The sequence below is a fragment of the Caballeronia sp. GAWG1-5s-s genome (assembly GCF_023631445.1).
Classification (GTDB): domain Bacteria; phylum Pseudomonadota; class Gammaproteobacteria; order Burkholderiales; family Burkholderiaceae; genus Caballeronia.
Window position 1 is genome coordinate 92,805 of record NZ_JALQDC010000024.1, and the last position, 24,564, is coordinate 117,368.

The window sequence follows — 24,564 nt, forward strand, 5'->3', positions numbered from 1 at the left end:
GGCGCGTTAATTGAGCGAGCCGTCCAGCGCCCCGGCGGTCCGGCCGCGCGTGGCGGCGCCGAACCACGTTTGTCCGACGCGGTATTCGGCGATCGCGCCGAGCGCGAGCACGGCCGAGCCGAGTTCGAGCAGATGCGCCGGAGACATCGCGCTCGACAGCCACCAGAACGCGAGCAGCGAGCCCATGCGCATGACGAGCATCACGAGATCTCGCGCGACGATGCGGTCCACGAGTTCGCCGCGAATGTCGAGCGCGCGTTGATTGAGCACATGCTCGCTCGCGTTGAGGAACGGCCCCGCAGCCGCGCGAAGGATCGAATGGGCGACGAACAGCGCCGGAAGCCACGCGCTGAACCCGAGCAGCACGAACGAAATGGCGACGGCGAGGCACGACCAGCCGAGCCAGCCCGCGCGGTTATGCACGCCGCGGCTTTTGCGCGTCATATACAACGCGACCGCGCCCGCCAGTCCCGCGACGGTGGACACCCAGCCGAGGTCGCTCGCCGAACCGAGCGACATGGCCGCGCCGACCGACCCGACCGCGCCGCCGACGCCGAGCAGCCCCGACTCGACGAAAAAGAGCGGCAAACACGCGCGGAATTCCGGTTGCGCGATGACGCCGAGCGGATTCGTCGCGGGGACCATCGGCGCTTCGGACACGTGACGCCCGAGCGCAAGGCCCGCGACCACGCACACGACGCCATAGGCCACGTACAGCACGTGACTGCTGTTGTCCGTCTTCGCGAGGCAGAGCGTGGCGATGAGCGTCGCGATGATGCCGCCCGCAACGGCGAGCGCGCCGGAGCGCGAGGCATAGCTATCGCGTTCGGAGTCGGTCAGCACGCTCATTTCGAGCCAGTAGCGCGCGCTCCACGTGAGTCCGAGAAAGAAGCCGTACACGGCTGCCATTACCGGAATGGAGTCGCCGCCGCAGAGCAGAAGCGCTCCGGGCACGAGAAAGCTCAGGCGCATCAGCCGCCGCCCGGTGAGTCCCAGGCGCGGGCCGAGCAAATAGACGAAGAGTGCTGCGCCGCTCGCGTCGCACAGCATGTAGGCGGTAAAACGAAACATGGCGTCGGTGTCATCGACCCCGACGACGAAATAGCCGATAAAACCGGCCAGCGTCCCGATTGCTCCTTGCAGGGAGACAAAGAGGAGCATTTCCTGCTCGTGCTTCGACATGGTCTTGCGTTAAATGATCGATGCCCGGCACCGCGCATTGCAGTGTGGGACTGGCACCGGGCCAGACAGTGATGCTCGGTGCATCGTCGCTGTTCGAGGCGACGATTCGATCGTCCTCGGTAAGGAATGCCGATTTCACTTCCATCGCGATGGCCATACCCGGAAATTCCATCGCGGCGAAAGTGTAGTGTTAATCGACGCTTACCTGCAAGACAAAACCACCCTAAAAACCACGGTAAAACATACCTTCCTAGTGCGTGCAAGAATCAGACGGTAGCGACCTCGGCGCGAGTCCGGAATCCTTCCGCCGTCGCGATGCGCTCGACGAGGCTCAACGCCTGAGCCACCACCTGATCCATGTTGTAGTAGCGGTAGCTTCCGAGCCGGCCCGCGAAGATGACTTCCGGATGCGCCTCCGCGAGTGCCTCGTAGCGCTTGAACAACTCCGCATTCGCGGGACGTGGAATCGGATAATAAGGGTCGCCTTCGTCGCTCGGGTACTCGTACGTGATGCTCGTTTTCGCGTGCTGTTGGCCCGTCAGATACTTGTACTCCGTGATGCGCGTGAAAGGCACTTTCTCGGCCGGATAGTTCACCACGGCGAGCGACTGAAAGTGCTCCTGATTGAGCGTCTCATGCCGGAATGCGAGCGAACGATAAGGCAGTTTCCCGAGACAATGATCGAAGTACTCGTCAATAGGCCCCGTATAAACGAGCTTGCGATAAGAGACCTCGTCGCGGACCTCGCGATAGTCCGTATTGAGCATGACCTTGATGTTCGGATGCGCCAGCATCTTCTGGAACATCCGTGTATATCCTTCGAGAGGCATGCACTGATACTCGTCGTTGAAGTAACCGTCGTCGGCCGTCGTGCGCACCGGCACGCGCGAAGTCACCGATCGATCCAGTTCCGACGGGTCCATGCCCCATTGCTTGCGGGTGTATCCGCGAAAAAACTTCTCGTACAGTTCGCGGCCGATCTTGCTCACTACCACATCTTCAGATGTCCTTATTTCTGCCAGCGGCTCCGCGCGCGCTGCGAGAAACGCCTCGGCCTGCTGGGGCGAAAGGTCGAGCGAATAGAGGCGATTGAGCGTGGTCAGGTTGATCGGCACCGGCACGAGCATGCCGTCGACGGACGCGAGCACGCGATGCCGGTACGGGCGCCATGCCGTGAATCGCGATAGATAATCCAGTACGCGCCGTGCGTTCGTGTGAAAGATATGCGGCCCGTAACGATGAATCAGAATGCCGTCGGCGTTGTACTCGTCATAGGCATTGCCTGCGATATGCGGGCGCCGGTCGATGAGCAGCACGCGCTGGCCGTACTCGCTCGCGAGCCGCTCGGCCATCACGCTGCCCGCGAAACCCGCGCCGACGATCAGATAATCGAAGCCTTTGCGTTGCTGCGGGCGCGCATCGGTCTGTGACGGATGACCGCTCGATCCGGAGTTTGACGATCCGTTTGCTGTCGTTTCTACGATGCGCATTTTTTCACCTCGGCGACCATTGCGGCGCACGTGTTGTCCCACGAAGTTCCGGCCAGCACCGCTTCGACGCGGCCGATGAATGCTGCGCGGTCCTGTCCGTCCTTGAGCGCGCTTTCGATCGCGCGCTCGAACGAGACCGCGTCATCGGCGATGCGAACCACGCCGCTCTCGCCGTAGCGCGACACCACGTCCGCAATCGGCGTCGACACCACGGGGCGGCCTGCCGCGAGATATTCCGGCGTCTTCGTCGGGCTGATAAAGCGCGTGGCCTCGTTGATCGCAAAAGGCATCAGCGCGACGTCCCAGCCGGCGAGATAGCGCGGCAGGTCGTCGTAGGACTTCTGGCCGAGATAGTGAATGTTCGGTGCTTGCGGTAGATCAGCGGGCTGGATCTTCGCCACGGGACCGAGCATGACGAACTGCCAGTCCGGTCTCGCAGCAGCGAGCGCGCCGATCAGCGCAGCGTCGAAGCGCTCGTCGAGCACGCCATAGAAGCCGAGACGCGGGCGCGGTATCGGGATCTGGTCATCAGGCTCGGACAGCGGCGCGCGCGCCTTTTCGAAGTGCGCGACATCGACACTGCTCGGAAACGCATGCACGTTATGGTGAAAACGCCGCTTCGACTCATAGAGGCTCTGGCCACCCGTGAAGACGACATCGGTCTTGCGCATGAGCCGCGTTTCGCGCTCCGTGAGTTGCGGCGGCGCATTTTTGAACGCCGAGAGCTCGTCCATGCAGTCATAGACGATAAGTCTCGCGTCGAGATGATCGGTAAAAGCGAGCGTCATCGGCGAGTAGTACCAGAGACCGAGATCCCATGTGCCCGTGTCCGCCAGATACGCGTCGAGCAGCGCGCGTTGCGCGCGCTCGTCCTCTTCCTGCGTGAATCCGGACGGAAGGCATGGCGTCAGCACGCGAATGCCTTCATCAGTAGTCCGAACGTCGAGGAACGGCGTGGCGGTATCTGTTCGTCGAGGCTCTTCGAAGAAGAGCACTTCCGCCTGCTTCGCGATGCGCGAGAGCAAGTGCTGCGGTCGCTGATACACGAAGTTCCAGCGAAGGTGCGAGAGGCAAAGAAACGTCCGCGGCAGGCCCGAGCGCGCGATGGAGATGCGCGGGCGAGCTTGCGTCGACGGACTGTCTGCGGACCCGGCCGCGCTGGCGGCTGCGGGTTCTGATCGGGCTTGGGTCTCGCGCAAGGGAGCGCCTCCGATAGTCACTGCCGGACGGAAATCCGCCCGGACATTCATCCATTGCGTCGGTGAGATCCGAAGCTCGGCTGTTTTCGCCTCGCGTTGAAGCCGGGTGACGCTACGCATCGCGCACGCGGCGGCCCGCACGCAGAGTCCGGCAAGGCACTCATGCGCGTGTCGTCGCGCTTGCTGACAAATCTGTGACATGAGCGGCAATCGTTGTTCCAGCGCGAGCGTGCTCGGGGCAAACACTGAGCGCGCAGGGCGACGGCATACCGAGTGCTTGAATGCGTCGTGGAACGCTCTCACGTCGTACTAATTTTCAGGATGCTGGACATGGATGATCGGCTGGTGCTGTGGGGAGGACTGGAATGCACGGTCAACCGGGTGCGGGATACGTTCTTCAGCCAGTTAGACCGTAACGGACATGCGACGCGGGAAGACGATCTCCAGCGCTTCGCGTCGCTGGGCATACGGGCGCTGCGCTATCCGGTGCTGTGGGAAAGAACGGCGCCGTCGAGTATCGACGAAGCCGACTGGTCATGGCTCGATGCTCGCTTGCCGACGCTTCGCGCATTGGGCGTCGAGCCGATAGCGGGCCTCCTGCATCATGGAAGCGGGCCGCTGCCCGGCGGATTGCTCGACCCGCACTTCGCGAGCAGACTCGCAGAATTCGCACGAGCGGTCGCTGAGCGCTATCCGTGGCTTTCGTACTACACGCCGGTCAACGAGCCCAACACCACCGCGCGATTCAGCGGGCTGTACGGCGTGTGGCATCCGCACGGCACGAGTGACCGGACCTATCTCGAGGCGCTGATCAATCAGTGCAAGGCGACGGTGCATGCGATGCGCGAAGTGCGCAAGGTCAACCCGCACGCGAAGCTCGTGCAAACCGACGATCTCGGCAAGACGCAAGGCACGCCGGCCATGGCCGGGCTCGTCAACTTTTACAACGAGCGGCGCTGGCTTTCGTGGGACCTGCTGTGCGGCAAGGTGACGCCGCAACATGCGCTGTGGCGATACTTCATGGATGCGGGCGTCGCGGAAGAAGACGTGCTGTGGTTCGTCGACAATCCGTGCCCACCGGATATCGTCGGCATCAACTACTACATCACGAGCGAGCGCTGGCTCGATCACCGGACGCATCAGTATCCGCAGGCGTACCGGTGCGAATGGTACGGCCAGCGCCTCGCCGACATCGAAGCGGCGCGCGCGCTCGCGCATCCGCCGCAGGGCATACGGACGGTGATCGACGAAGCGTGGCAGCGGTATCGCTTGCCGCTCGCGGTCACGGAAGCGCATATCGACTCGACGCGTCAGGACCAGTTGCGCTGGCTGCACGAGATATGGACCGCCGCGAGCGAAGCACGCGAAGAAGGCGCTGACGTGCGCGCCGTAACGGTGTGGGCGCTGCTCGGCTCGTACGACTGGAACTGCCTCGTCACGGAAGAACGCGGCTACTACGAATCGGGCGCATTCGACGTGCGCGGACACGAGCCGCGCGAAACGGCCGTTGCCGCGCTGATGCGCGATCTCGCCGCAGGCCGTCCGCACGATCATCCCGTTCTGCATGGCACAGGATGGTGGCGCCGTCCGGGCCGCTTTCTCTGCGAGCCGGTCGTGCTCGACGTATCCGGCACGCTGGCCGCACCGGCGCGTCAAAGTCATCTGACGCACTTGCCTGCGCCGATTCTCATCGTCGGCGACGGCGCGCTGGCGCAACTTTTCGCCACCACGTGCGCACAACGCGACTTGCGATACGCCGCCGTGTCAGCGGACGACGTGCTCGGCAACGATGCGATCGGCACGTTCGAGCCTTGGGCCGTCGTCAATGCAATCGATCCTCCCGATGCCGATGATGCCGGAGGCAGTCCGGGCGATCGTCTTCGCGCGATGACGACGACAGCCGCCGCGCTGGCCGACGCTTGCGCCGCGGCGGGAATCGAATATCTCGCCTTCTCGTCCGATCGCGTGTTCGACGGCCGCGCCACGCACCCGTACGTCGAAACGGACGACGTGAGCCCGCTCGACCGTCTCGGCCGTTGCATGGTCGAGACCGAACGAGAGGTGTTGAGGCGTTTTCCGGAGGCGCTCGTCGTTCGCACGGGTCCGATCTTCGGTCTATGGGACAGCGAAGACTTTCTCGCCCCGACCTTGCACGCACTCGCTGAAGACCGCGCGTTCGTCGCCATAAAGGACGTGACGATATCGCCGACCTATGCGCCCGACCTCGTGCACGCGTGCCTCGATTTGTTGATCGATCGCGAGTCGGGCATCGTGCATTTGAGCAGCCGCGGCGCCGTGACGTGCTTCGAATTTGCGGTTCAGGCAGCGAGCCTGGCCGGTCTCGATACGAGCCTCATCAAGGCGCGCAACGTCGAGTCGATGCATCCGCCCGCGCCGCAGCCTCTTTATCGCGCGCTTGCAAGCCGAAGGGCCGCCGTGCTGCCGACGCTTCAGGATGCGCTTCGACGCTGCATCGAGCACTGGCGCGCGCAGGTGCGCGAGCGCGAGCCGGGGCTCGCCATGCAGACGCGAAGCGACGCATGACGCGGCATGTCAACGCGAGTGCTGCGCGGCGATCCCCAGCAAGATGCCGACGAACTCGTCCATCGCTTGCGAAGTCGTCTCGTCTTTTCGCGTGATGACGCTGTAGTTCGACATGGTGCGCCGTATCGGCACATCGAGATAACCAAGGAGGCCGTGCTTCACGTACTTGTCCATCGCGGCCTGCGGCTGAAGCGAGATCATGTCGGTGGCTTGCAGCAACTCCAGCGTCGAAAAAATGGAAGGCGTTTCCACGATGCCCACCGGCGCGACCATGCCGGCCGCCGCGAACGTCTCCTCGAATAGCTGCCGCATCGCGGTGCCTTGCGGATACAGAATCCACGGCCATTGGCCGAGGCTCGTCATCTCCACGCGCCGATCTTTCAACAACGGATGATGCTGCCCGACGACCGCGCGCACCGGTTCCGCCAATAGATCGACCACATGGAACAGGGCTTCGTGCCGCGCCTCGGTGGGGCGTCCGACCATGACATCGATGCGCCTTTCTTCGAGCCATGCCGCGAGCTGATCGCTGCTTTGCTCCACCAGCTTGATGATGAGCCGCGGGCGTCGGCGCTGGATCTCCTTGATCGCCGCGGTGACGAGTTGCGCGGCCGAAGCCGGAATGAACCCGACCGTGAGATGGCCATAGCCGCCGTTCTTCAACGTCGCGAACTCGCCCGAGAACTTGCCGAGGTTCGAGAGCGTCGTGCTGGCATAGCGCACGGAGAGCGTGCCGAGATCGGTCGGCCGCATTTCGCGCGGCAGGCGTTCGAAGAGCGGCGCATCGAACATCGCTTCGAGGTCGCTCAGGATCTTCGTCGCCGCCGGTTGCGTGATGTGCATCTGTTCGGCCGCAATGCGCAGGTTGCGCGTGCGCCCTAGCAGTTCGAGCAACTGGAGATGCCGGAAGCGCAGCTTCGTGAGCACCTGGGCAGCGGAGAGCGTGGAATCTTGCGACATAGGGTAAACGTGCGCCGACTCATAACCGAATGGAATTGATTCTACTCAATTCGCGATTGGACGCTTATCGAAAGCGCATCGGAAAATTCGAGGCTCTTCGCAGTCCACGAACTCTTACCCTTACCCGACCCATCACGATGAACACACCAGTCCGATACTCCGCAGATGAACTGCAAGCCTTCGCCCGGCGTCTCCTCACGAAAGCCGGCATGGAAGACGTGAAAGCGCAGGCCGTGGCCCGCACGCTCGTCGACGGCGACTTGATGGGACACGACACGCACGGCCTCGCGTTGCTGCCCGGCTATATCCGCGAGATCGAAAACGGCGCGATGACCTGCGCCGGCGAACCGGAGGTCGTGTCGGACCGCGGCGCCAGCGTGTTGTGGGATGGCCGGCGTCTTCCCGGCCCGTGGCTGGTTCTGAGCGGCATCGACACGCTCGCGCCGAGAGCGAAGGAATATGGCGGCGCGACGCTCGTGATCCGGCGCAGCCACCACATCGCCTGTCTTGCGAGCTATCTGGAGAAAGCCACGGCGGACGGATTCATGATCGTGCTCGCGAGTTCCGATCCGGCGGTGCAGAGCGTCGCGCCTCACGGCGGCACGCGCTCGGTCTTCACGCCGAACCCGATCGCAGCGGGCATCCCCACGTCGGGCACGCCGTTTCTGATCGACATTTCGGCATCCACCGTGACGAACGGCATGACCGCGCGCCGCCATAAAGCAGGCGAACTGTTCGACGAAGCCTGCTTTCTCGATGCGCAAGGACACCCGAGCCGCGATCCCGCCGTGCTCTCAGCCGAGCCGCCGGGGTCCATCCTGCCGGTCGGCGGCATGACGTGGGGACATAAGGGCTTCGGGCTGGCGCTCATGATCGAGGCGCTGACGGGCGGTCTCGCCGGTCACGGCCGGGCCGATCCGCCGGATGGCTGGGGCGCGACCGTGTTTCTTTCGCTGTACGATCCCGCGGCTTTCGGCGGTCCGGCCGCATTCGAGCGGCAAATGGACTGGATCGGCGACGCGTGCCGGGAGAATCCGCCGCGCCCGGGAACGTCGAGCGTGCGGATGCCGGGCGATCGCGGATTGAGTCTGAAGCGCGACCAGTTGCGCGACGGCGTGGTGCTGCATCCGACCATCGCGCCGGCGCTGGAAGCCTGCGCCGGGCGCTATGAGATTGCGTTTCCCGCCGCGCTCGCCGGCTAACGAATCAACGAGAGCGGGCGTCGCGGCGGTTTGCTGTCGGTTTGCCGTTACGCGAGCTCGTCCAGCGCGGCCGGCGGAATCGGGCCGCGCACCAGCACCCAATAGCCGATCACCGCGACGGCCGCCACGCCGGCTCCAACGAAAAGCGCGGGCTGGAACGAGTGCGACTGCTGCACGATGAAACCCGTCACCACCGGCGCCAGCGCGCCGCCGAAGTAGCCGCCGAAGTTCTGCATCGCGCCGATCGACGCCGTGCAGTTCGCAGGCGCGGCCACCGAAGCCGTCGCCCAGGCCGCGCTGCTCGACACGTACAGCAGCAGCATCGAGATGGAGATGAACACGACCGCCAGCGTCGCGCTGTGCGTGAGGCCGGTCAGCACCGTGAACACGGCGACGCCGAAGAGCGAAGCCGCCATCGGATATTTGCGGCTATTGACCGCCGATACGCCGCGCCGGGCGAGCACGTCGCAGATCTTGCCGCCGGAGAGCGAGCCGATCACGCCGAAGAGATACGGCACCGCCGCCACCCATCCGGACTTCGAGATGGTCAGATGGAACTCCATCTGCAGATACGTCGGCAACCAGGCGTTGTAGAGCCACAAGACGTAGATCGTGCCGAAGAAGCCGAGCAGCATGCCCCACGTCGTGCCGAATTCGAAGAGGCGCCGCCATTCGCGCCACGTCGGACGGCTCTGCACTTCGCCATCGACATCCGTGAGGTAGGCGCGTTCGCGTTGCGTCAGTTCGACTTGACGCGGATCGCGATGCACGAGGAAGAAGCACAGCGCCACGACGAGTCCGGCAATGCCCATGATGCCGAACATCCAGCGCCATCCCACGGCCAACATCACCACCGTCAGCAAAGGCGCGGATATCGCGGTGCCGAGCGTGGACGAACTGTTCCAGATGCCGGTTGCCGCGCCCCGCTCCTTTTTGCCGAACCAGTCGCGCACGACCTTCGCGCTCGTCGGAAACTGCGGCGCCTCGCCGATGCCGAGCACCATGCGCGCGGCGAAGAACTGGCCGAAGCTCGTCACCACGCCGCCGAACGCTTGCGCCACCGACCACGTCGCGAGACTGACGGCCAGCATGATGCGCGCGCCGAAGCGGTCGACGAGCGCGCCGGCCGGCAGTTGCGCGAACGCATACGCCCACAGGAACGCCGAAAGCAGCAGGCCCATTTCGGCGACCGACAGCCCGAGGTCGTGGCGGATCAACGGATTCGCGATGGACAGCGTGGCGCGGTCGATATAGTTGATGACGCCGCTCAAGAGGAGCAAGGCAAGCGCGGTACGCTGGATGCGCCGGACTCGCGGCGAAGCGCGGTCGTCGGACGCGACGTACTGGGCGCCGCTCGCGTCCGTTTCCGGCACGCGCGGCGCGGTGGAGGATTGCTCCATGGGTATGTCTCCTGGATATTTGTTTTGTCGGCGAAGCCGTGTGTCGATTCCGACGCGCGCAAGGCGGCATTGGACTGAGGCACGATAAGTCGGCCTCCGTCAGAAATCCAATCACAATTCCTCGGGAACCGATTCCATTTGTTTATCGCGCGCTAGGGGCAAACCCGCGCATGGCAAGCGTCATTGCCGGCGTTTGCGCCGTTACAACGGTCGCAAGCGCGCGACGAATAACCGGACTGGTGCCGCTTGTCTAGCGTATCATTGCCGCGCCCCCCTCCTATTCCCCACCAGAAGGACTTCATGCATCCGCCAACATTGGCCGGTACGCCGCTCGACGCGTATCACGTCTGCGCGTTCTTCGACAGCCGCGACGAAGAGTACGCAACGCTCAATCCCTTCTTCAAGGAGGCGGTCGAAAATGGCGAGAAGGTCATGCATATCATCGATCCCGCCTTGTTCGCTGACCATCGCGCGCGGCTCACGGCATCGGGCATCGATGTGGCGCACTGCGAGGCATGCGGCCAGCTCGAACTCGTGCCCTGGGGCGACGCGTATCTGAATGACGAAGGCGTGTTCGACAAAGACCAGATGCTGGCGGCCGTCGAGCATCTGACGGGGACCGGCCGCGACGCGGGCTTCTCGCGTCTGCGCATCATGGGGAACATGGACTGGATATTCTCGGGTATCGAAACCGCGCCCAAGCTGATCGAATACGAAGCCGAGGTCAACGAGGTGCTCGCTCGCAACCGCCAGCCCGCCATCTGCGTCTACGACATGGCGAAGCTCTCCGGCGCGATGCTGATGGACCTGCTGCGCACGCACCCGATGACGCTCATCAACGGCGTGGTGCAGGAGAATCCCTTCTTCACGCCGCCGTCGCAGATGATTCTCGAACTCGCACGGCGTCGGTCCGCCGAATCCGCGCGGCCCGTCCGTCCGGATGCCTCTCTCGAAGAGCATGACCGCTGACGCGGCTATCGAGGCGCTGTCGCGGGAAGCCGCGGAGCGCAGCCTGCGCGATCTCATGGGCCTGCTGGCGCTGCCCGCGCTATGGGCCGGGCGCGACGGCCGCACGGTCATCGAGTTGATGACGGAGGCCGTCGAGCGAATCGTGCGTCTGGACATTTGCTACGCGCACGTGCCGTTGCTGCCCGACGCTCCTGCCTTCGACAGCCTGCGTCTGTCCGAAGCCGACGCCACCGCCGATACGCGTCTTGCCTGGGAGCCCGCGATCGAAGCGTGGCGGCGCATGCCCATCAGCCCGCGCGCCGTGCTTCAGGCGACGCCGGCGGGCCCGCAACGGCTCGTGCGCATGAGCATGGGCTACACGGCCGCGCAGGGCAGCGTCTGGTTCGGCTCGGCCGATCCGTCGTTTCCCTCCGTGACGGACCTCGCGTTTCTCCGCGCGGCGACCTCGCTCGCGGCCACGGGTTTGCAGGCGGCGCGCGCCGCTCATGAACGCGAGACGGCAAGCCGCGCAAAAGACGAATTCCTCGCCATGCTCGGCCACGAGCTACGCAATCCGCTCGCGCCGATCACGACCGCGCTCGGCCTCATCCGCAAACATCGCGGCGGCACGCCGGACAAGTACCACGACATCATCGAGCGGCAGGTATCGCATCTGTCGCGGCTCGTCGAGGATCTGCTGGACGTAAGCCGCATCACGCGCGGGTCCATCGAGCTGCATCTGGAACCCGTGCGAATCGGGTCGGTGCTGACGCGGGCGATCGAGGCCGCGAGCCCGCTGATCGAGCAGCGCGGCCAAACGTTGTCGCTCTCCGTGACGGACGACGGCGCATTGATCTCCGCGGACCTCACGCGGCTCACGCAGGTCTTCGCCAATCTGCTCAACAACGCGGCTAAATACACGGATGCGGGCGGCGCCATCCGCGTCGAAGCCGTGACGCGCGCGACGGAGATCGTCGTGTCGGTTTCCGATAACGGCGCCGGCATCAGCGACGAACTGATGCCCCGCCTTTTCACCATCTTCGAGCAGGGGCGAACCACCATCGACCGCGCGAAAGGCGGGTTGGGCATCGGCCTCGCGCTCGTGAAGAATCTCGTCGAGCTGCACGGCGGCACGGTAACCGCGACGAGCGAAGGGCCGGGCAAGGGTTCCACTTTCACCGTGACGCTACCGACCGCACCGCATGCGCTCGCGCCGGTGGACGCGTTGCCGTATGGGCATTCGCTTCCCGACGGCAACGGCGTGCGCGTGCTGCTCGTCGACGACAACGAGGACGGTCTTCTCGCGATGGAAGCGTTTCTCACCGAACTCGGATTCGACGTGGCGACGGCGAGCCTGCCGGAGACCGGACTCCGAGTCGCGGCGGAGTTTCGCCCGGCGTTCGCCGTGCTCGATATCGGCTTGCCGGGCATGGACGGCTACGAGCTCGCCAGGGCGCTGCAACGTCAATATGGGGCTGACGCGCCCCGGCTCTTCGCGTTGACAGGCTATGGCCAGCCAGAAGACCGCAAGCGCTCGGCGGACGCCGGCTTCGAGCGTCACTTCGTGAAGCCGGTGCCGCTCATGGATCTCGCGGAGGCGCTGCGCGTCATCGACTGACGCGCTCGCGCTCGTTACGCTTCGTTCTCGGGGAAATCCGCGCCCACGGTCGTCTTTTCCCACGTATCGAAGTCGCGCTTGAGCATGTCGAGCTTCTTGCGCGCCAGTTCCAGCGCGGTCTTGCCGAGCAGCAGACGCAGCGGCGGCGTATCGGCAGTCGCGGCTTCGATGATGGCGTGCGCCGCGCGCACCGGATCGCCCGCCTGATTGCCGCTACGAGCCGCTGTCTGCTTGCGGCGCTCGCCCGCGGTCGCCGCATAGTCGGCGATTTCGGTCGCCGAGGACTTGATCGACGGCCCCGCCCAGTTGGTTCGGAACGGGCCGGGTTCGACGATCATCACGTCGATGCCGAGCGGCTTCAGTTCCGTCGCGAGCGATTCGGATATGCCTTCCACCGCGTACTTCGTGCCGTGGTAGTAGCCTGTCGCGGCGAAGCTGGCGAGCCCGCCGATGGACGATACGTTAATGACGATGCCGCTCTTCTGCGCCCGCATGACGGGCAGAACCGCTTTGGTCATATCGACGAGACCGAACACGTTGGTTTCGAACATGTCGCGCACCACGTCGTCTTCGCCTTCTTCGATCGCCGCAAGGTAGCCGTAACCCGCGTTATTTACCAGAGCGTCGATGCGGCCGAAGCGTTGCATCGTCTGCTCGACGGCGTTCTTGATCTGTTCGCGGTTCTGTACGTCGAGCGTCAGGACGATCGCGCGATCTTCGTGTCCCTCGACGATGTCCTGCACCTTCGACGGATCGCGGGCCGTCACGACCGCGCGCCAGCCGCGTTCGAGCACCGCGTTCGCCAATTCGCGGCCGAAGCCCGTTGAACAGCCGGTAATCAGCCAGACGGGATTGTCCCGGTTCATCATGTCCAGACTCCTTTCAGATGGAAAGTTTCGATGGAAGCGTTCGTGGCGACAGCAGAAGAGTCGAGCATGCGACGAAAGTTCATCGCCGCGCATGTCGGGTAAGAGCCGAATTCATTCTAGCGGCGGTCGCGGTTTGTCGCAGGGATCGTGCCGGGCGGAATGTCGTCCGCCTCCTTGATAGTTAGTACGTCTATCTATATGCGATCGGTCGATCGCTCGCATGGAACCTGAACGAAGTCTTCGATAGATGTATGCTCGACAGGTCGAACTTACGGCTTTGCGCTGAGGCATCCGTCTTGCGATCATGCCCGCGAGCAGCGCCATTAACCGCCGTGCATGACGCACGCGGCTTTCGTTAGAATGAATTGAATCCCCTATTTCTGCCAGTGCAGGAGGCAAGCGTGTCAGGTTTACTCCCCGATGTGGACCCCGAGGGACTCCTCGAATATTCAGTCGTTTTCACCGACCGGTCACTCAATCACATGTCGCAGCGCTTTCAGGGCGTCATGCGCGACATCTCGGCCTTGCTCAAACAGGTCTATCACGCGCATTCGGCCGTCGTGGTTCCCGGTAGCGGGACGTTCGGCATGGAAGCCGTCGCGCGTCAATTCGCGACGAATAAAAAGTGTCTCGTCATTCGCAACGGCTGGTTCAGTTACCGCTGGACGCAGATATTCGACATGGGCAGCATTCCGTCCGAGTCCGTGGTGCTGAAGGCGCGTCCGGTGCAGCAAGGCAGGCAGGTCCCCTATGCACCGCCTCCGGTGGATGAAGTCGTCGCGGCGATCGCCGAGCACAAGCCGGATCTGGTCTTTGCGCCGCATGTCGAAACGGCATCGGGCGTGATGCTTCCCGACAGCTACTTGCGCGCCGTGTCGGACGCGGTGCATGCGGTCGGAGGCATGTTCGTGCTGGATTGCATCGCCTCCGGCACCGTGTGGGTCGATATGCAGGCAAGCGGCATCGACGTCCTGCTCAGCGCGCCGCAGAAAGGATGGAGCGCATCGCCGTGCTGCGCGCTCGTGATGCTCAGTCCCCTCGCGCGCGAAAGGATCGAAGCGACGACGAGCACCAGCTTCGCCTGCGACCTGCGCAAGTGGCTGCAGATCATGGAAGCGTACGAAAAAGGTGGCTTCGCCTATCACGCCACGATGCCCACGGACAGTCTCGAAACGCTGCGCGAGGCGATGAAGGAAGCGGAGTCGTACGGCTTCGACAAAGTACGGGCGGAGCAACTCGAACTGGGCCAGCGCGTGCGCGCGCTATTGGCCGAGAAGGGCTTCAAGAGCGTGGCGCCGGAAGGTTTCGAGGCTCCGGGGGTCGTCGTCAGCTACACGGACGACGACGGCATCCGCTCCGGCCAGAAGTTCGCCGATGCCGGCTTGCAAGTGGCGGCGGGCGTTCCGCTCATGTGCGACGAGCCGGACGATTTCAAGACTTTCCGCATCGGGCTATTCGGGCTCGACAAACTGCACGATGTCGATGCTGCGGTGGCCCGAGTGGCCCGCGCGCTGGAACAGATCGTCTGATCTACCTCTGACGTCATTGCGGCGAACTCATGATGGTTCATGGGTTCGCCGCTTTCGTTTACAACTGCGCTTTCGCGCCCCGCATCACACCACGGTGGGCGGCGTCTCGAACGTGTGATACGGCGCGGGACTCGGCACCGTCCATTCGAGGCCCTGCGCCCCATCCCAGGGCGACTCCGCGACGGGCCGGGTACTACTGCTTCGCATATAGGTCGGCAACGCGACGAAGAACAGGAAGTACACCTGCGCCAGTCCGAACGTGAACGCGCCGATGGTCGCGATCTGATTGAAGTCGGTGAATTGCGCCGGATAATCGGCATAGCGACGCGGCATGCCGGCCAATCCGAGAAAATGCATCGGGAAGAAGGTCACGTTGAACGAGATCATCGTGACCCAGAAGTGAATCTTTCCGCGCGTCTCGTTGTAAAGACGGCCGGTCCATTTGCTCGACCAGTAATACCAGCCGGCAAAGAGCGCGAATAGCGACCCCGCTACCAATACGTAGTGGAAGTGCGCGACGACGTAATACGTGCCGTGCAGCGGAATGTCGAGCGGTGCCATGGACAGAATCACACCGGTGAATCCGCCAATCGTAAAGACGAAAATGAATCCGATGGCGAAGAGCATCGGCGTCTCGAACGTAAGCGAGCCGCGCCACATGGTGGCGGTCCAGTTGAACACCTTCACGCCTGTTGGAACCGCAATGATCATCGTCGCGTACATGAAGAACAGCTGACCGGACACCGGCATGCCTGTCGTGAACATGTGATGCGCCCAGACGAGAAACGACAACACCGCGATGGACGACCCCGCATAGACCATCGAGCTATAGCCGAAGAGCGGCTTGCGCGAGAACGCCGGCACGACTTGCGAGATGATGCCGAAGGCCGGCAAGATCATGATGTACACCTCCGGATGCCCGAAGAACCAGAACAGGTGGATGTACATGACAGGATCGCCGCCGCCTGCTGCATTGAAGAACGTGGTCCCGAAGTGCCGGTCGAACAGCACCATCGTGATGACGCCCGCGAGCACCGGCATCACCGCGATCAGCAGATAGGCAGTGATGAGCCACATCCATGCGAAAAGCGGCATCTTCATCAACGTCATGCCCGGCGCGCGCATGTTCAGGATAGTGACGATGATGTTGATCGCGCCCATGATCGACGACGCGCCCATGATGTGAATCGCGAAGATGGTCAGGTCCATGCCCGCGCTCTGTTGCACCGACAAGGGCGCATACATGGTCCATCCCGCCTGCATCGCGCCGCCCGGCAAAAAGTACTGCCCGATCAGCAGCACCGCCGCCACCGGCAGCAGCCAGAACGAAAAGTTGTTCATGCGGGCGAAAGCCATGTCGCTTGCGCCGATCTGGAGCGGAATCATCCAGTTCGCGAAGCCGACGAACGCGGGCATGATCGCGCCGAAGATCATCACGAGACCGTGCGAGCTGACCAGCTGATTGAAGAACTCGGGCCGGAAAAATTGCAAGCCGGGCTGAAAGAGCTCGGCGCGAATGGCGAGCGCCATGGTTCCGCCCACCAGAAACATAAAGAACGAGAACGCGAGGTAGAGCGTGCCGATGTCCTTGTGATTCGTCGTGAACAGCCATCGCCGCAGGCCATGTGGGACGTGGTGCGAGTCGGCATGCGGAACTGCGGGATCTGCTATCGAGTGGTGAATGTCGGTCATGGCGCTCTCCAGTGGCGCTCAGAACGAGCATTCGGCATGCCGTTGCATCGCGATTTATTCCACTGCATGGGACTGCCGATTGCTTTTCAATCGCCGATATGCCGACATCTCGTGGAGCGCGTATGGCCGACACCCAGTCCCCGCGGCAATGGCTTCTTTACCGCCGTTCGTCGTGCAGCCCGGCGTCGTTCGCTATCGCATGCGCGGGCCTTTCTGTCATTCCGGTCGGCTTCGCTTCGACCATGCATGCATTGAACGGCTGCGTCTTCTTTTACGCTGCCGCGCTCGTGCACGCTTGCGCGATCTGGTGCTGCTTCTTCGTTTATGCGCGGCATGCCGTGGATGGCGAACTCGTGACCTTGCAGGACGATGTCCTCGTCGTCGAGTCGATATATGGCAGGCGCAAGCGCACGCATCAATTCAATACGCAGTGGGTCACGTTGCTTGTCGCGCAGAACCGCGCAGGCGTACGACTGTTCGTTCGGAGCGCGGGCGAAACGGTGGAACTGGGGCGCTTCGCGACACAAGGGCATCGCTTGCAATTCGCTTCGGACTTTCAACACATTGCGCGATGCGAGCGCGGTGCGCATCCATAATTAGACGGCAATGCGTCGCGCTCGCGTGCGTGTGACCACGTCGAAGAGCGGCCACACGCGCTCTAACACGCGTCATTCGCCTTTCACGGACGCCGCGCCGTCTTCGTTACTGCCGCCTTCCCGACGCTGCGCGCCGGCACCTTCGGTCCCGCCTATCGTGTCTTCCTCGCTGGACAATTCGACGAGCCCTTCTTCCTCTTTAATGTCCGACGTCTCGACGGCTCTCGGGTTGCCGGGTCCCGACGGGCTATTCGCGTGTCTGGCCATGACTGACTCCGTTTGGTTGATGGCAGGGCCGCCGCCTGGCAAAGCGCCCTCCTTCCTATTTCAAGTGGTATCGCACAGGCTACCCGCATTCTTTGCAAAGCCTATGCCCAGCTTCCGGCGATCTCGGCTTCGACGGGCATGCCGCATGCGGCGTTATCACTCTCAATCAACGGAGCGTGACGATGAACGAGCAAACTTCTGGCGAGCAAAAAAAGCAGCCAAGCGAGACGGAACGCGAACGGGCTCGCGAAGAACGACAGCAGAGCGAAGTGGACGGGGCGTCGGATAGAAGCGGAAGCGGCAACACGCTCGGCGATGGCAGCAGCAATAAGCAGGGACAGGCATAGTCGGTCGCAGCGGCGCGAGACGCACGATAGGTCACTCGCACGTTCTCGCGTAAGTCTCTTAATGCGTCTTTGCAGCGTCACTACCCGCGCATGTGTCTACGCCTTCCAAACCTTGCGCGCGCTTCTTCGCTGCAAGCCGCGCCTGCTCGAGTTGCAAGTTTCGCGGGTAATAGAAGTCTTCCTGCCACGGCTGATAGCCGACGCTCTCCAGTTCCCGAAGCTCGCACTGCGCACGCGCGCGAGTCATGGGTACTTGCTGAGTCGACGTTTGCGCGAAGACGGTCATGGACACTGCGATCGACAAGCCGCCAGCGAACCTTAGAAAACGAGCATTGAAACGCTTCATCGGACTACTCCCGCATGAATTGCTTCGTCGAGCAATCGACGGACCGCGTTGGCGTTGCCACTATCACCGCGTTGTCAGCGGGTACGAACGTTGCGCGCCCCCGGAGTCTGCGCGCATGCGCGTCCTTCACTTGTTCAGAGACAGGGAAACGAACCATGCCTCATATGTGCGATGTATGCGGCGCCCGACCGGCGACCGTTCGATTGGCGGTCCTGCGCGATGGTCGCCGGCACGTCCTGAATGTCTGCGACTTTCACTATGCACAGTTGACGCGACATCAACGCGCGCTATCTCCCTTCGAAGCGCTCTTCATGAGCGACACGCCCGGCCAACCGGAGGCGGCGCAGCGCCTGTCGCCCGAACGCGAGACGAGTGCCGAAGGCGTCGGCCTGGAGCGCTATCTCAGCGACAGCGCGAAAGAGATGCTCATGCGGGCCGCCGAGCGCGCCGTGCAATTCGGACGTCCGGAAGTCGATACCGAGCACCTTCTATACGAGCTTGCCGATAACGCCGTCGTGCAATCGATGCTGAAAAACATCGGCATCGACGCGAACGAAGTGCGCCGATTCATCGACGCGAACGTGCAACGCCGCGAAGGCGTGCCGCCGCCCGCAGGCGGCGCTATTGGCGTGTCGCCTCGTTTGAAAAGCGCGCTGGACCGCGCGTTCGTGGCCTCGCGCCAATTACGGCACAGCTACATCGGGCCTGAACACTTGTTGATCGGCCTGTCCGAAGTGCCGGATAGCTTCGCCGGGCAGTTGCTCGGCAAGATGAGCGTCGACGCGCAGGCGCTGCGGCGGCTGACCACGCAAACGGTCGGCGCGGGCGGCCCGCCGAACCGAGATGGCCCGCCTTCGCGCACGCCGAACCTCGACAAGTTCAGCCGCGACCTGACCGCGCTCGCACGCGAAGGTCATCTCGATCCCGTGATCGGCAGGGCAAGCGAAATCGAAACCATGGTGGAAGTTCTCGCGCGTCGGCGCAAGAACAACCCAGTGTTGATCGGCGAGCCGGGCGTCGGAAAGACCGCGGTCGTCGAAGGTCTCGCGCAACGCATGATCGGCGGCGACGTACCCGAGTCGGTGCGCGATAAGCGACTGATCGAGTTGAATGTGAATTCGATGGTCGCGGGCGCCAAGTATCGCGGCGAGTTCGAAGAGCGCGTGAAGCAGGTCATCGACGAAATCACGGCTAACCGAGAGACGCTGCTGCTTTTCGTGGACGAAGTGCATACGATCGTCGGCGCGGGACAAGGCGGCGGCGAAGGCGGACTCGATATCGCCAACGTGTTCAAGCCCGCGATGGCGCGTGGCGAACTGAACCTGATCGGGGCGACGACGCTCGCTGAGTATCAGAAGCACATCGAGAAAGACGCGGCGCTCGAACGACGCTTTCAACCCGTGCTGATTCCCGAGCCGAGCGTCGCGCAAACCATCAACATTCTTCGCGGCTTGCGCGACCGCCTCGAAGCGCATCACAAGGTGACGATTCAGGACGACGCCATTGTCGCCGCTGCTGAGTTGTCGGATCGCTATATCAGCGGGCGCTTTCTGCCGGACAAGGCAATCGATCTCGTCGATCAGGCGGCGGCGCGCGTCAATCTCTCGGCCACGTCTCGGCCCGCGGCCATTCTCGAACTCGAGTCCGAACTCGCGCAACTGCGCCGCGAACAGGACTACGCGGCGTCGCGCAAGCAGTACGATCGGGCGCACGCGCTCGATGCCGAGATCGCCGGCAAGCAGAAAGCCTTCAACGATGCGACGGACGAATGGAAGAAGCGCATCGGCACGAATACGTCGAATGTGACGGTGACGCAGATCGCCGAGATCGTCGCGACGCTCACGGGCATTCCGGTCACTCAGTTGACCGAGCAGGAGCGCGAGCGGCTGCTGAACATGGAGGCGCGCCTGCACGAGCGCGTGATCGGCCAGGAGGAAGCGGTGCGCGCGGTAAGCGATGCGGTGCGCCGCGCGCGAACGGGCCTTCAGGGACGCAACCGGCCCATTGCCGTCTTCCTCTTTCTCGGCTCGACGGGCGTGGGCAAGACCGAACTCGCGAAGGCATTGGCCGAAGTCGTGTTCGGCGATGAAGACGCCATGCTACGTGTCGACATGAGCGAGTACATGGAACGTCATGCCGTGTCGCGGCTGATCGGCGCGCCGCCGGGCTACGTCGGCTATGAAGAAGGCGGGCAACTGACCGAGCGCGTGCGCCGGCGCCCGTATAGCGTGATTCTTCTCGACGAGATAGAGAAGGCGCACGCCGATGTGTACAACGTGCTGCTGCAAGTCTTCGACGACGGACGCCTCACTGACGGAAAAGGCCGGGTGGTCGATTTCAGCAACACGCTCATCATCGCGACCAGCAACCTCGCGTCGGACGTGATCGCGGGACAAAGGCGCGCGACCCTCGGCTTCACGAGTTCGGACAGCGATGCGGACAACTCCGTGAGAAGCGGCGTGATGAACGTACTGCGTCAGCACTTCCGGCCCGAGTTCCTGAATCGCATCGACGACATCATCTTGTTCAAGTCGCTCGGACGCGAGGAAATCCGACAGATCGTGCAGTTGCAACTGGAGCACGTCAAGCGCATGGCGCACAGTCAGGACATCGACCTGGAGTTCGACGAATCGGTCGTCGAATACCTTGGCGAAGCCGGATACCGGCCGGAATTCGGCGCGCGGGAATTGCGTCGGCAGATTCGTCAACTCATTGAAAACGAACTGGCGAAAGAGATGCTCAAGGGCGATATCGTCGAAGGCGCGCGCGTGCGCTGCGCGTACGATCGGGAAGCGCGGCGTATCGTCTTCGATGCGGAGCGCAAGACCGCCGCGGATCTCGGCACGCCGCCTACGCCGTGAGTCAGTTCAGTGTGGGTGAGCGCGGTAGTCGTCGCCTATAGCGGACCCTCGCTCACCCATGCATCGCCACGCCGACGATAAGAAGCCCGCTTCGAGGCCGCTCGCCTTGTGGGCCGAATTCGTCGCGCTTTATGCCGGCTTGCCCATCTTCATCCTGATCACGCGACGAACCGCCGTGCTTATCGCCGTGATCTGGCTCGCGCTTCTTTTCATTCACTACTTTGAGCGACGTAGAAGACCGTCGGTCTATGAAAACGATTGGAACTGGCGCGGCTTTCGGGCCGGATTACGGGCCGTAGTGGTGCGCTTCGCCGTCCTTGCCTGTCTCGTCGTTTTGGCCGTGTGGCACTTCAAGCCACATGCATTGCTGTCTTTGCCGCGAGAACATCCCGGTATGTGGCTGCTCGTGATACTGCTCTACCCCGTGTTGTCTGTATGGCCCCAGGAGTTGATCTTCCGGAGCTTCGTGCTGCACCGCTATAAGCCGCTATTCGGCGCGAATCGAGGCTATATCGCCGCGTCCGCCTTGGCTTTCGGCTATGCGCATCTGATCTTCCTGAACTGGGTCGCGCCCGCGATGACGGCTGTCGGCGGCGCGTTATTCGCCGCCACGTATCGAGACCGCCGATCCCTCGCGCTCGCTTGCTTCGAACATGCGTTGTATGGCTGTCTGGTGTTCACCGTTGGGCTGGGACAGTATTTCTATTCGGATTCGGCCTGGCAGCATTAGTTAGTTTCCCGATGCAAAACGGGACGCGTCACACGGGGTTGGCCGCGACGAAATCCTTGAAGACCGAGTAAGCCGGATTCCTCGTCACGCCGTCGTCCTGAATGAGACCGAACTCCGGATCGATCACTGCGTACATCATGATGGACTGAATGTTGTACTTGTCCTTGATCGAACGATATTGCGCCAGTGCACGGCCGGTATAGGCGGCGGCTTGCTGCGGCGTGTCCTTCGCGCCGGCCCAGCCCCACTCCGTGAGCCAGATAGGCACATTGAACGAGTCTTTCAGCACTTGCAGCACGTCGACGCACGCGTGATAGCGGCCGCCGCATTGAATGTCGCCGGAGCTTTCGTACCAGTGATAGGTCGTGAAGTCCCATCGCAGCGAAGCCGCGCCGCTCACGCCTTGCGCCGAGCCATCGGGCGAGATGCCGTTCCACAGCATTTGCAGCGCGCGGTAAGCCATTGGAATGCCGACGTTCACGCCGCACTGAATGGCCGGGTCCACCGAGCGCACGCCGTCGACCATGCCGCGCAGCACGCCGCGAAACGAAGGCCAGCACGCCGGGTCCCAATCCGCCGAGGAGCTGCCGTCGCCGCCGATCTTCAACGGCACGTCGAGCTCGTTGCCGCATTCGATGTATTTGACGAGACCCTTCAGCGGTTTCGTGCAACGCACGGCCATGTCATAGCCGAGCGAATAGGCAGCCGCTTCCGTGCTGTGCGGGTCCCACTGCGCGGAAAGCGTATTCAACACCGGCAATATCGACACGCCGCTATTCGCGAACGGCCCCTGCAACGCTTCGGCGATGATGGTCGCCATGCCGCCGTCCGCCACGTCGCAGCGATAGTTCGTCACGGCGAGGTCTTGCAGAATGGCGAGTTGCGCTGCCGGCGACATCGTCCGATAGATGCCGCCGCCCCAGGCCATATGGCCGTTGATGCCGTAGAAAAGTCCGCTCGTGGTCGACATTGCAGACCGCGTCGCCGGAGTGCTGGTCGAATCTGCGGCAGAAGCACTGCCGGTCGATGTCGACGTAGCCGGATTCGTCGCCGCGCTCGTGGTGCCGGCGACCGGGGCATTGCTGGCCGCGCCGCCTCCGCCTCCGCCTCCGCAGCCCGCGAGCACGGCGCCGCCGGCCGAAGCCAGCATCATCGCGAGAAACGAGCGGCGATCGAGAGTGCGAGCGGAAGCCTTCGAAAGCGCGAAGGGCGCGGAGGGGGTAGCGTCGTCGTGAGCGGGCATGGCCGTAAAAGATGGCGTTGATGCCCGCGTTTACGGCGATGCCCGGCGCCCTCTTTAGGCGTCTTTCGCGCTTCGTGCCCGAAAATTTCGACGACGCGTGACGGTTTTACCGACGCATCGCGGTCTCGATCGGACCATCGTCGTTCGTCACGCTCCACCCACCGCCCAGCGAGCGATACATCGCCACGGCCGCCAACGCGTGTTCGCGGCGCGACTGATTGAGCGCGTCGGCATCGCGTAGATACGCTTGCTGCGCGTCGAGGACGTCGAGAAAACTCGCCGCGCCGCCTTTATACAGCTGCGTGGAAAGCGTGAGCGATTTGCCGGACGCGGCGAGCGCATCGCTTAGACGCGCCGTTTGATCCGTGCTGCTGACAAGATCGCTGCGCGTGTCTTCGACGTCCTTCAACGCCTGCAGCAGCGTCTGCCGCAGGTTCAGTTCCGACTCGCGCATCCGGCTTTCGTTTTGCTCGATTTCCGCGGTAATGCGGCCCGCGTTGAAAATCGGGCTGGTCGCGTTAAGCGCCGCCGAGAAGAGATTATCGGTGAGCGTCGGCAAGCCGAGGTACGACGAAGCGAGCAAGCCGTCGGTCAAACGCAGCGAGAACTTCGGATAACGCTCCGCGCGCGCGACGCCCACTTCGGCGGCGCGCTGCTGGACCTGCGCATAAGCGAAGAGCACATCCGGGCGATGCAACAGCGCGTCCGACGGCAACATCTGCGGCGCGCCTTGCGCAGGCACCGGTATGACGGGCGTGGTCCCGGCATCGGCGAGCAGCAGCGTATCGACGGATTCCGGCGTGCGGCCCGCATACACCGCGATCAGGCTCAACTGATGTTGAATGGTCGCGTTCGTGCGCGGAATACGCGCTTGCAGGTCGCTCAACTGATTCTGCGCGCGCGCGACATCGAGTTGCGTCGAAAGACCGTATTGCAAGCGCCGCTGCGTGAGTTCCAACGCGCGTTCGCGGATGACCAGATTATCCTGAAGTATCTTGAGCTCCGCTTGCGCCCACCGAAGGTCAACATAGGCGGATGCCGTATCCGCCGCAAGCGCGAGCCTGATCTGATCGGCCGCATGCTCGCGCCCGACGAGTTGCGCCTGCGACGCAAGCAGTTCGAGCCGCTCGCCGCCGAACACATCAGGCGTCCAACTGAGTGCGAGACCGAACCCCGCCTGACGAACGTAGCCCAAGGGTGGCGGCGTGTTCTGCCGCGTATACGAAGCGCCTGCGTTGGCATCGAGTTGCGGCAAGAGCGCGGCCCGGCGCTGCGTCGTCAACGCTTGCGCCTGCTTCACGCGCTCGACTGCGGCTTGCAGATCCAGATTGCTGTCGAGCACGGAAGCGACGAGTTCGTGCATGACGGGATCGTTGAAATGATTCCACCACGTCGCGGCATCCGTGTCGGCCTTCGGCACGTTCACGCTCCAGTCGGCCGGCGCGGTGGTTTGCACCGTGGCGGGCAAGTCCGCGTAGGTGGCGGGCTGCACCGCGCAGGCGGCGAGCGCGAATGTCATTAGTATTCCTAAGTAGCTCGTT

Annotated in this window: 20 protein-coding genes; 9 read left to right on the forward strand and 11 right to left on the reverse strand. The window is 63.2% G+C overall.

The window, feature by feature from the left end; genetic code table 11:
* Positions 1–6: 6 nt before the first annotated feature.
* The 3 genes from NCR34_RS18255 to NCR34_RS28220 all read right to left on the reverse strand — a co-directional run bounded on the left by NCR34_RS18255 (position 7) and on the right by NCR34_RS28220 (position 3,718).
* Complete coding sequence (locus NCR34_RS18255) at positions 7–1,182, reverse strand: hypothetical protein (protein ID WP_250500811.1); 1,176 nt, start codon at positions 1,180–1,182, stop codon at positions 7–9.
* A 266-nt stretch (positions 1,183–1,448) separates the two neighbouring features.
* Positions 1,449–2,672, reverse strand: a complete 1,224-nt coding sequence (gene glf, locus NCR34_RS18260; protein WP_284506605.1) for a UDP-galactopyranose mutase — start codon at positions 2,670–2,672, stop codon at positions 1,449–1,451.
* Positions 2,660–3,718 carry a glycosyltransferase family 1 protein gene (locus tag NCR34_RS28220; RefSeq protein ID WP_250500812.1) on the reverse strand — a complete coding sequence of 353 codons (1,059 nt, stop codon included), beginning with the start codon at positions 3,716–3,718 and terminating at the stop codon, positions 2,660–2,662. The genes glf and NCR34_RS28220 overlap by 13 nt, the downstream gene beginning before the upstream one ends.
* A 483-nt stretch (positions 3,719–4,201) precedes the next feature.
* Between NCR34_RS28220 and NCR34_RS18270 the strand changes: the two genes are divergently transcribed.
* On the forward strand, positions 4,202–6,415 hold the full coding sequence (locus NCR34_RS18270) for a family 1 glycosylhydrolase (RefSeq protein ID WP_250500813.1): 2,214 nt from the start codon (positions 4,202–4,204) through the stop codon (positions 6,413–6,415).
* Positions 6,416–6,424: 9 nt separating this feature from the next.
* Here the strand turns inward: NCR34_RS18270 and NCR34_RS18275 are convergent, their stop codons facing one another.
* Entirely contained in the window at positions 6,425–7,375 is a 951-nt protein-coding gene (locus tag NCR34_RS18275; protein ID WP_250500814.1) for a LysR family transcriptional regulator, read from the reverse strand.
* A 137-nt stretch (positions 7,376–7,512) separates the two neighbouring features.
* On the opposite strand from NCR34_RS18275, the gene NCR34_RS18280 reads away from it, so the two are divergent.
* Positions 7,513–8,577 (forward strand): Ldh family oxidoreductase, encoded by a 1,065-nt coding sequence (locus NCR34_RS18280; protein WP_250500815.1) that lies wholly within the window; start codon positions 7,513–7,515, stop codon positions 8,575–8,577.
* A 47-nt stretch (positions 8,578–8,624) separates the two neighbouring features.
* Here the strand turns inward: NCR34_RS18280 and NCR34_RS18285 are convergent, their stop codons facing one another.
* Positions 8,625–9,977 (reverse strand): MFS transporter, encoded by a 1,353-nt coding sequence (locus NCR34_RS18285; RefSeq protein ID WP_250500816.1) that lies wholly within the window; start codon positions 9,975–9,977, stop codon positions 8,625–8,627.
* 300 nt (positions 9,978–10,277) lie between these two features.
* Here NCR34_RS18285 and NCR34_RS18290 point away from each other — a divergent pair, with 300 nt between their 5' ends.
* Together NCR34_RS18290 and NCR34_RS18295 are read left to right on the forward strand one after the other, a co-directional pair.
* Positions 10,278–10,946, forward strand: a complete 669-nt coding sequence (locus NCR34_RS18290; protein WP_250500817.1) for an MEDS domain-containing protein — start codon at positions 10,278–10,280, stop codon at positions 10,944–10,946.
* Entirely contained in the window at positions 10,936–12,543 is a 1,608-nt protein-coding gene (locus tag NCR34_RS18295) for a hybrid sensor histidine kinase/response regulator (protein ID WP_250500818.1), read from the forward strand. The genes NCR34_RS18290 and NCR34_RS18295 overlap by 11 nt, the downstream gene beginning before the upstream one ends.
* A 14-nt stretch (positions 12,544–12,557) precedes the next feature.
* On the opposite strand, the gene NCR34_RS18300 is transcribed toward NCR34_RS18295, so the two are convergent.
* Positions 12,558–13,412, reverse strand: coding sequence for an oxidoreductase (locus NCR34_RS18300; RefSeq protein WP_250500819.1), 855 nt, complete (start codon positions 13,410–13,412; stop codon positions 12,558–12,560).
* A 401-nt stretch (positions 13,413–13,813) separates the two neighbouring features.
* Here NCR34_RS18300 and NCR34_RS18305 point away from each other — a divergent pair, with 401 nt between their 5' ends.
* A complete protein-coding gene (locus tag NCR34_RS18305; RefSeq protein WP_250500820.1) occupies positions 13,814–14,941 on the forward strand; it encodes an aminotransferase class V-fold PLP-dependent enzyme in 1,128 nt (375 codons plus the stop codon).
* 84 nt (positions 14,942–15,025) lie between these two features.
* Here the strand turns inward: NCR34_RS18305 and ctaD are convergent, their stop codons facing one another.
* A complete protein-coding gene (ctaD, locus tag NCR34_RS18310) occupies positions 15,026–16,633 on the reverse strand; it encodes a cytochrome c oxidase subunit I (protein WP_250500821.1) in 1,608 nt (535 codons plus the stop codon).
* Positions 16,634–16,755: 122 nt separating this feature from the next.
* Here ctaD and NCR34_RS18315 point away from each other — a divergent pair, with 122 nt between their 5' ends.
* The gene (locus NCR34_RS18315) at positions 16,756–17,229 is read left to right on the forward strand and encodes a DUF2244 domain-containing protein (protein ID WP_248323059.1); all 474 of its coding nucleotides are present in this window, start codon (positions 16,756–16,758) and stop codon (positions 17,227–17,229) included.
* 72 nt (positions 17,230–17,301) lie between these two features.
* On the opposite strand, the gene NCR34_RS18320 is transcribed toward NCR34_RS18315, so the two are convergent.
* Complete coding sequence (locus NCR34_RS18320) at positions 17,302–17,496, reverse strand: hypothetical protein (RefSeq protein WP_250500822.1); 195 nt, start codon at positions 17,494–17,496, stop codon at positions 17,302–17,304.
* Between the two features lie 405 nt (positions 17,497–17,901).
* Positions 17,902–18,090 carry a hypothetical protein gene (locus NCR34_RS18325; RefSeq protein ID WP_250500823.1) on the reverse strand — a complete coding sequence of 63 codons (189 nt, stop codon included), beginning with the start codon at positions 18,088–18,090 and terminating at the stop codon, positions 17,902–17,904.
* Between the two features lie 254 nt (positions 18,091–18,344).
* On the opposite strand from NCR34_RS18325, the gene NCR34_RS18330 reads away from it, so the two are divergent.
* Both NCR34_RS18330 and NCR34_RS18335 read left to right on the forward strand, forming a co-directional pair.
* Positions 18,345–21,050: an ATP-dependent Clp protease ATP-binding subunit gene (locus NCR34_RS18330; protein WP_250500824.1), complete on the forward strand. Its 2,706-nt coding sequence runs from the start codon at positions 18,345–18,347 to the stop codon at positions 21,048–21,050.
* A gap of 106 nt (positions 21,051–21,156) precedes the next feature.
* A complete protein-coding gene (locus NCR34_RS18335) occupies positions 21,157–21,780 on the forward strand; it encodes a CPBP family intramembrane glutamic endopeptidase (RefSeq protein WP_250500825.1) in 624 nt (207 codons plus the stop codon).
* Between the two features lie 28 nt (positions 21,781–21,808).
* Here the strand turns inward: NCR34_RS18335 and NCR34_RS18340 are convergent, their stop codons facing one another.
* Positions 21,809–22,750, reverse strand: coding sequence for a glycosyl hydrolase (locus tag NCR34_RS18340; RefSeq protein ID WP_250500826.1), 942 nt, complete (start codon positions 22,748–22,750; stop codon positions 21,809–21,811).
* Here NCR34_RS18340 and NCR34_RS18345 point away from each other — a divergent pair.
* Positions 22,740–23,015, forward strand: a complete 276-nt coding sequence (locus NCR34_RS18345) for a hypothetical protein (protein ID WP_250500827.1) — start codon at positions 22,740–22,742, stop codon at positions 23,013–23,015. The genes NCR34_RS18340 and NCR34_RS18345 overlap by 11 nt on opposite strands.
* A 114-nt stretch (positions 23,016–23,129) precedes the next feature.
* Here NCR34_RS18345 and NCR34_RS18350 read toward each other — a convergent pair whose 3' ends face one another.
* Positions 23,130–24,542 (reverse strand): efflux transporter outer membrane subunit, encoded by a 1,413-nt coding sequence (locus NCR34_RS18350; protein ID WP_502800105.1) that lies wholly within the window; start codon positions 24,540–24,542, stop codon positions 23,130–23,132.
* Positions 24,543–24,564 lie beyond the last annotated feature (22 nt).

Bases quoted from the DNA above. Each gene is read 5' to 3' on its own strand.
- NCR34_RS18340 (WP_250500826.1), bottom strand. From the start codon at position 22,750: ATGTCGACCACGAGCGGACTTTTCTACGGCATCAACGGCCATATGGCC.
- NCR34_RS18320 (WP_250500822.1), bottom strand. From the start codon at position 17,496: ATGGCCAGACACGCGAATAGCCCGTCGGGACCCGGCAACCCGAGAGCC.
- NCR34_RS18295 (WP_250500818.1), top strand. From the start codon at position 10,936: ATGACCGCTGACGCGGCTATCGAGGCGCTGTCGCGGGAAGCCGCGGAG.
- ctaD (WP_250500821.1), bottom strand. From the start codon at position 16,633: ATGACCGACATTCACCACTCGATAGCAGATCCCGCAGTTCCGCATGCC.
- NCR34_RS18270 (WP_250500813.1), top strand. From the start codon at position 4,202: ATGGATGATCGGCTGGTGCTGTGGGGAGGACTGGAATGCACGGTCAAC.
- NCR34_RS18275 (WP_250500814.1), bottom strand. From the start codon at position 7,375: ATGTCGCAAGATTCCACGCTCTCCGCTGCCCAGGTGCTCACGAAGCTG.
- NCR34_RS18325 (WP_250500823.1), bottom strand. From the start codon at position 18,090: ATGACTCGCGCGCGTGCGCAGTGCGAGCTTCGGGAACTGGAGAGCGTC.
- NCR34_RS18285 (WP_250500816.1), bottom strand. From the start codon at position 9,977: ATGGAGCAATCCTCCACCGCGCCGCGCGTGCCGGAAACGGACGCGAGC.
- NCR34_RS18300 (WP_250500819.1), bottom strand. From the start codon at position 13,412: ATGATGAACCGGGACAATCCCGTCTGGCTGATTACCGGCTGTTCAACG.
- glf (WP_284506605.1), bottom strand. From the start codon at position 2,672: ATGCGCATCGTAGAAACGACAGCAAACGGATCGTCAAACTCCGGATCG.
- NCR34_RS18350 (WP_502800105.1), bottom strand. From the start codon at position 24,542: ATGACATTCGCGCTCGCCGCCTGCGCGGTGCAGCCCGCCACCTACGCG.
- NCR34_RS18280 (WP_250500815.1), top strand. From the start codon at position 7,513: ATGAACACACCAGTCCGATACTCCGCAGATGAACTGCAAGCCTTCGCC.
- NCR34_RS18315 (WP_248323059.1), top strand. From the start codon at position 16,756: ATGGCCGACACCCAGTCCCCGCGGCAATGGCTTCTTTACCGCCGTTCG.
- NCR34_RS18290 (WP_250500817.1), top strand. From the start codon at position 10,278: ATGCATCCGCCAACATTGGCCGGTACGCCGCTCGACGCGTATCACGTC.
- NCR34_RS18330 (WP_250500824.1), top strand. From the start codon at position 18,345: ATGCCTCATATGTGCGATGTATGCGGCGCCCGACCGGCGACCGTTCGA.
- NCR34_RS18255 (WP_250500811.1), bottom strand. From the start codon at position 1,182: ATGTCGAAGCACGAGCAGGAAATGCTCCTCTTTGTCTCCCTGCAAGGA.